Source organism: Microbulbifer epialgicus, from assembly GCF_041447265.1.
Taxonomy (GTDB): Bacteria; Pseudomonadota; Gammaproteobacteria; order Pseudomonadales; family Cellvibrionaceae; genus Microbulbifer; species Microbulbifer epialgicus.
The window spans coordinates 1-6173 of the sequence record NZ_JBGMEK010000137.1; the positions used below are offsets into that span (position 1 = coordinate 1).

General features: G+C 44.4%; 9 protein-coding genes. 7 read left to right on the forward strand and 2 right to left on the reverse strand.

Annotation, left to right across the window (positions count from 1 at the left end):
• Nucleotides 1-494: 494 nt before the first annotated feature.
• From ACCI49_RS23075 to ACCI49_RS23090, 4 genes are all read left to right on the forward strand, one after another.
• A complete protein-coding gene (locus tag ACCI49_RS23075) occupies nucleotides 495-1625 on the forward strand; it encodes a M12 family metallo-peptidase (protein ID WP_371841590.1) in 1131 nt (376 codons plus the stop codon).
• Nucleotides 1626-2159: 534 nt separating this feature from the next.
• On the forward strand, nucleotides 2160-2450 hold the full coding sequence (gene tnpA, locus ACCI49_RS23080; RefSeq protein WP_371841591.1) for an IS66 family insertion sequence element accessory protein TnpA: 291 nt from the start codon (nucleotides 2160-2162) through the stop codon (nucleotides 2448-2450).
• A gap of 5 nt (nucleotides 2451-2455) precedes the next feature.
• Nucleotides 2456-2701: an IS66 family transposase gene (locus ACCI49_RS23085; protein ID WP_371841592.1), complete on the forward strand. Its 246-nt coding sequence runs from the start codon at nucleotides 2456-2458 to the stop codon at nucleotides 2699-2701.
• A 44-nt stretch (nucleotides 2702-2745) separates the two neighbouring features.
• Nucleotides 2746-2928 (forward strand): hypothetical protein, encoded by a 183-nt coding sequence (locus ACCI49_RS23090; protein ID WP_371841593.1) that lies wholly within the window; start codon nucleotides 2746-2748, stop codon nucleotides 2926-2928.
• A 236-nt stretch (nucleotides 2929-3164) separates the two neighbouring features.
• On the opposite strand, the gene ACCI49_RS23095 is transcribed toward ACCI49_RS23090, so the two are convergent.
• Entirely contained in the window at nucleotides 3165-3617 is a 453-nt protein-coding gene (locus ACCI49_RS23095) for a sensor histidine kinase (RefSeq protein WP_371841595.1), read from the reverse strand.
• 379 nt (nucleotides 3618-3996) lie between these two features.
• Between ACCI49_RS23095 and ACCI49_RS23100 the strand changes: the two genes are divergently transcribed.
• Entirely contained in the window at nucleotides 3997-4407 is a 411-nt protein-coding gene (locus tag ACCI49_RS23100) for a GNAT family N-acetyltransferase (RefSeq protein WP_371841596.1), read from the forward strand.
• 287 nt (nucleotides 4408-4694) lie between these two features.
• Here ACCI49_RS23100 and ACCI49_RS23105 read toward each other — a convergent pair whose 3' ends face one another.
• Complete coding sequence (locus ACCI49_RS23105) at nucleotides 4695-4952, reverse strand: helix-turn-helix domain-containing protein (protein ID WP_371841597.1); 258 nt, start codon at nucleotides 4950-4952, stop codon at nucleotides 4695-4697.
• A 58-nt stretch (nucleotides 4953-5010) separates the two neighbouring features.
• On the opposite strand from ACCI49_RS23105, the gene ACCI49_RS23110 reads away from it, so the two are divergent.
• Together ACCI49_RS23110 and ACCI49_RS23115 are read left to right on the forward strand one after the other, a co-directional pair.
• Nucleotides 5011-5547, forward strand: coding sequence for a VspR family transcription factor (locus ACCI49_RS23110; RefSeq protein WP_371841598.1), 537 nt, complete (start codon nucleotides 5011-5013; stop codon nucleotides 5545-5547).
• A gap of 5 nt (nucleotides 5548-5552) precedes the next feature.
• Nucleotides 5553-6173: DEAD/DEAH box helicase (locus tag ACCI49_RS23115; protein WP_371841599.1), on the forward strand; the 621-nt coding region annotated here is incomplete at its 3' end.

Genomic DNA, 6173 nt, shown 5'->3' on the forward strand with positions numbered 1-6173 from the left:
GGCCATATTTTTACTCTGCACGCCGGAACGGCAGAGCCTTGTCAAGTCTCACCGCCAGAGGCGATGGTTTACCTATGTGTTAATTAAATTCATTTGATAAATAAGTGGTCGACCTATCATATGCTAATAAACTTCTCGTATTAACCTAAGTGGATTCAAGTCTGGCCCTGTGTGACTTAGCGAATCACCCCAATTGACATATCCATATAGCGATGATGGCAATATAGGCTCACCCGTAGAAATGGTTCACATTAAAAAGCATGCGACTCTATGCTTTGTACAAATTTATTGCAATTTTATATTGCGATTCCTAGTATTCGATGACCCCACTGATGGGCCGAAAATAAAATAACAATCTGTATCGCCTATAATTATTTAATACTATTAGAATAATGTGGAGAGTACTTATGAAATATCATTTAATATCTATCTTTTGCTTATTGCTAATATCACCTCTTTGTGTGTCAGCAGATGACAATAAAAGGTATCTATTGATGGAAGAAATCAATTCCGATCAGACGGATTTCAAAGAGCCTCGAAAAAATAAAAAACCAATCGTAAAAAGAGGAAGGTTTAATGTCGATATACGAAAAATAATAACAGGCGATGAGTTGGAGGTCGTCATAAATGGTAAGTTATCGAGATTTAAAACCAAGAATGTCAATAGGAGAAAAAATAGAATCTCTTTTTCTGCATTTGGTCAGAAGAAAGGAGATTTTTTAACGATCGCTGAGAACAATGGTAACGTAGTAGGATCTATACAGATGTCCGGAAAGCTATACAAAGTTAGGCCGGGCGAAGGTAATACTACAGATATCATAGCGGTACCTAGCTCTACCCTGATTGATCACGACATTAATTATTATGAAGATTTCCCTGTAGATGTGGATGAAAGACCTTCAAATGTTGATTTAAGCTTAGGGTCTTTAGATCCGGCTGAAAAATTTACTGTTATCGTCGCGTATACTAGTAATTTTGAGAGTGATGCTGGTGATGTTGTTGCTTACATGGATCTACTAGAAGAGGAAACAAACGTTTCCTTCCTAAATAGCAATGTGAATACATCAGTTGAAATTGTACACTCATACAAAACAAGTTATGAAGGTAGTGGTGATTTTGACGTTGATAGGGATTTTTTTTCTAATTCAGCAAACCCAGAAACATCTGAGTTACTTCGCCTAAGAGAAACATATAAGGCGGACATCATGATGGTATTGACCGGGAACTCTGGTTATTTCTATTGTGGCGTTGCCAGAGAGATTGGTGCAACCGAATCTACAGCTTTAGCCTTAGCCAGAGAAGGATGTGCAGCTGGATACTTCAGCTTTGCACATGAGATTGGCCATCTATTTGGAGCAAGGCATATTATAACACGTGACCCCAGTATGGAGCCATTTTCATATGGCCACGGATATTGCAACTCTACGCCATCTACATGGAGAACAGTAATGGCTTATGGTTGTCCATCAAATACTGGTGGTCCAAGGATCCAGCAGTGGTCTAATCCAGGTGTATTTATCAACGGTGAAACCACTGGCTCTATTAATGTGGAAGATAATGCTCGAGTTTTAAACGAACGAGCATTAGAAATTGCTAACTTTAGGGTGTCAGAGGCTTCTGAGTAATATTTCAAAGGTTTTAAATTACTTGTTGAAAATTAATTTTAGCAGGTAGCTTGGCAGCTCGGCTCGTATTTTCAATGAGAGCTGAGCTGTCATCTCCACTCTAAATTAACGAGTATGTCCGCACTAAATCTGACATTTTTTAGAAAACAGAGGCTTATTGGTTTTGCTGCGGTACGGAAATCGATAATCTCCACCTCAACCTGAACGCCCTACAAGATTTTGCTGGACTTTCGTGCCTATGATCGCAGCGTGGATGTGGGTGATTGACTGTTTTTGGGTAAACCAGCCATATTATCACACCTAACCTTTTGATTTTATTGGTTATTCTTTAGTGGGATTATGTCAGAGTTCATCGCCTTCCTGTTACAATTGAGCGTTTGACGATCTGTGGTTAAAAATCCGCGAAAATAGACCTAATTCATTGATTTATAATGATTTATCTCTCGTATAGTAAGCGGTACATGAACCACATTATTCAACTTGCTCTTGCAGACTGCCATGATACCCCCTCCATCAACTTCGGAGGAAAGCCCTATGAATCAGCAGCAGTGGCAAAGTCATGTCAGGGTCTACGAGAAAAGCTCTCAATCCAAGCGCGCCTATACTCGTAAGCACAACCTAAACTACAGCCAGTTCCTCTACTGGTACCGCAAACTTACTGAACAAACTCCTGTGTCTGTTACCCCTAACTTTGTTCCCGTGGTTATCAAGCCTCCTACAGCCACTACGGAAAATCTGGGCATATTAGCGTTCCCTAATGGCATAAAACTGGTGATCAATAGCCCGGTATTGTTGACGCAAATCCCCGGTCTTTTGGACCTGTAAATACGATGTGGCTACCGTTTAACACCAAAGTCTGGTTTTATCGCCTGCCCATCGATTTTCGCAAACAGAAGGCAATGAATTACTGCCTGAAATATTGGAATGGACTATGTGCTTTCCTCAACGATGGCCGCTTAGAAGTTGACAAAAATTTGACTGAACAGGAAATCAAACCCTTTGTGATGGCTCGTAAAAACTTCCTGTTTGCATCTTCGGTCATTGCGCTAAAGCATTATGCCTGCACTCCAGTTTGATTCGCACTGCCAAGCTCCACGGTCTTGATCCCTACAGGTATTACGTGAAAGTACTTGGAGCAATTCCTCATTGCCAACCCGTTGCGGATTATGAGGCACTGCTACCTTGGAATATCCAACTTGAGAGTGTTGGGATGGCCGAAGCAGCGCAATTAGGAGCGCAACGGGATAGATCTGCACACCTTCATACTTATCGATTGACGACACTTCATTTTGAACTTCAGTGACTGGCCATTCAACGACCCAGCTTGAGTACCTCAAAGAGAATCCTCACCCACGGCCTAGCAAGATCGCTTACGTAGACTGGTCAATGGGGCTTGTACCGGCGCCTGGATGGTGCTGCGACCGGCAATGGCGGCCGCAATGGTCAAAGAAGAAACGATGGCTTTCATAAAGTATTCCCCCTCGTACTGCTATTAACTGATCTACGAGGACATTATCTGGGTGAAATGTCAGGGTATTATTAAGAATTCTGCATTTGTTCACGGAAACGTAGTGTGAAGGTGCAACCCTGACCAATTTCACTGGATACGGTCAGGCTCCCGGACATCAGTTCGGCCAGTTGCCGGCTGAAGGCGAGTCCCAGTCCCAGGCTTTTCTTGTCACTACGTGCCGGTTCCTGGCGGTAAAAGCTTTCAAATATATTATCTTGTTGCTCTTGGTTCAGGCCGGGCCCCCGATCTGTCACTTGAATAAAAGTCCACTCATCTTCAGACAGCACGCAGATACCTAGGTAACCCTCCTCGGCGGCGTATTTGAAGCCATTATCCAGTAACTTTTCGAGAATCTGTCGCAAGCGGCTCACATCGACCAGAGCCTTGCGCCGGTCGGTTATTTCCAAAGGCATCTTCATGTGAGCCGCTTGGGCCCTTTCCTGATAATTGCAGTGGATCTCGGCGATTACATCGGTCAGCACAACTGCCTGGGGATGAATTTTTAGCTATCGTGCCTTGGTTAGGGAAAGTAGGTTGAGATCCTCGACAATCCGTTTGATTGCTGTCAGATCAACAAGAAGATGTTCTAGTTGCTCGGGGGTTCACCCGGGGTTGTGGGTACTATTTCGTCCTGCGAGGGTAAAGTAGGTTTCTATGGACATGCATGGAAATATTTCTAGGCGTGTGAAAAATAAGTATATTACCTCGGCACTCATGCCAATGGGTGGATGCGCCGAGATCCTCTTAAAACCAGGCCTTAAATACGGCTAGAGCACAGTGATCCGGATGTTTAGCCCATAAACAGCTATCCACTCGTTATTCAAATCCATAGACGCATGTCTGTATCACCAGAGAGTATTAATGATCGACTACCGCATAAACTCACCGATAAGCACCGAAGAATTTATTGACCTGCTAAAACGATCCACCCTGGCCGAGCGCCGTCCTATTCATGATTTCGATTGCATGGACGCCATGGTAAAAAATGCCAATTTGTTGGTTGGCGCCTGGGCGGGAAATCTCCTGGTCGGTGTGGCGAGATCACTCACCGACTTTCATTTTGCCTGTTACCTGTCTGACCTGGCGGTGGATGAGAGTTACCAAGGGAAAGGGATTGGAAAGACTCTGATCCGCTATACCCAAGAGGCGCTGGGGCCGCACTGCTGGCTCACTTTACTTTCCGCCCCCCAAGCGCAGGATTATTACCCCAAAATTGGATTTGAGAATAACAGCCAGTGTTGGGAGTTAGGCCCGGAAATGACGCTTCGTTGAGGCAAAGGGCAAGCCAAATGGCCACCGTCTCAGGGGAGCTGGGACGGTTACCTCGTATACAACCTTGGTTTTCACCTTTTCATTGATGGCGGCTTGGAAAGAGCGACTTCAGGAGGGAAACTAATTCATAAAACCAAGCATAGTTAGAGGAGCTCTCAAACATTTACTTATCCTTGCGGTAAAGAAATATTATCCTCACCTTGCAAAAAATTATAAAAATTTATTTCTTACTATATTTTGATGTCTTGATCTTTTTCGTGCTGGCTGAGGCGTAGCGGGGGAGAAAGCTATATCTTTTTCCTGCTTGTAAGGGAGTCAAGCAGTATATCTAACCCTTCATGGGGGTCGGCATTCAGGACCGCACAGTATTCGACGAATTCAAGGATATCGATCTTTTTACGCTCCTGCTCGATCTTACCGATGATCGAATGGTGACGCCCTAGCATTGCAGCCGCGGCACGAATAGAGAGCCCACGCTCTTCGCGTTTTTGCTTGAGCCACTTTCGGAGCTTCTCAGCATCAGGTGAGTAGGGGGAGGACTTCATTGTCTCGATGGTAGAGACGAAGTACAATGGCGCGAAATTCGAGACAGCTAGATGTACTATGAAAGCTTTGAGGGTTAAGCCTGAATTCGTCTCACTTTTGAAGACAGGGGATTTTGATACTTTTTCTGTTTCCCATTTTAGGGACGCCTACCTGCAGCTGACTGGTGATGATTCTAAGCCCAAGAATCTTACTAGCCAGTTAGTGAAGCGGCATTTACGTAAGCTTGAAGAGCATGGAGTCCTGGAAAGAGTAGATACTGGGAAGCTACACCCAATCGAATATCGAATAAAAGATCTAACCCGGTTGGATTCTAGACCCTCCGTACGACAGCACGTAGAAGCGACACCCGAACAAGCAGGCAAGCTGCTGCCCGAGGGAGTCGTGCATACTCTAAAATTAAAGTTGAACAAATATCGTACAGGTTTGCTGTCTTCAGCGGGGGCCCTCGAAGAGTATGAGGCTATCGCCAAAGTGCAGCCTAGCCTAAAAGAAGCAATACAAAAGAAGTATGATCAAACCCGGGAAGAATATGCCAAAACTCTCGGTAAAGTTAGAGCAATCGAGTCACTGCTCGATCCTAAACCTAGCCTTTAATTTCAATGGAACTACGTCGCTGGCAATCCAAAGCCATCTCTCAGGCCTATAGTCAATATTCTTCAGGTATTAACCACTTCATGTGCCTTGCCACCCCTGGTGCAGGGAAAACGATTATGGCTGCACTTTTGGCCAAGCGTCTGTTTGATGCGGGAATGATCGACATGGTGATGTGCTTTTCCCCAGCAGTTGTTGTAGCAAAGGATTTCCAAAAAGAGCTTGAAGCACAGACAGGTAAAAAGTTAAGTGGACAACTCGGTGATGATGGTTGCTCTTTGACCTATCAGGCCATGATTTCTTTGGATACGTCATTTTGGCAAATCTTGGAGAATCATCGAGTATTTGTGATATTTGACGAAATCCACCATTGTGCAGCTATGGAAGAGGGTAATAGCAATAGCTGGGGAGAAACCATTTATCGCTATATCAGTGGAAAGTCAGCTTATTCGTTAGCACTGACGGGCACGCCGTGGAGGTCTGATAATATCCCCATCGTATTGGCAGACTATTGTAGGGAGTCGGGTAGGGTACATTGTGACTACCGTTATGGCCTGGGGCAAGCGATCACTGACAATGTCTGCAGAGAGCCTAGTATCATTGCTATCGATAACTCTTCTATTCAGGTA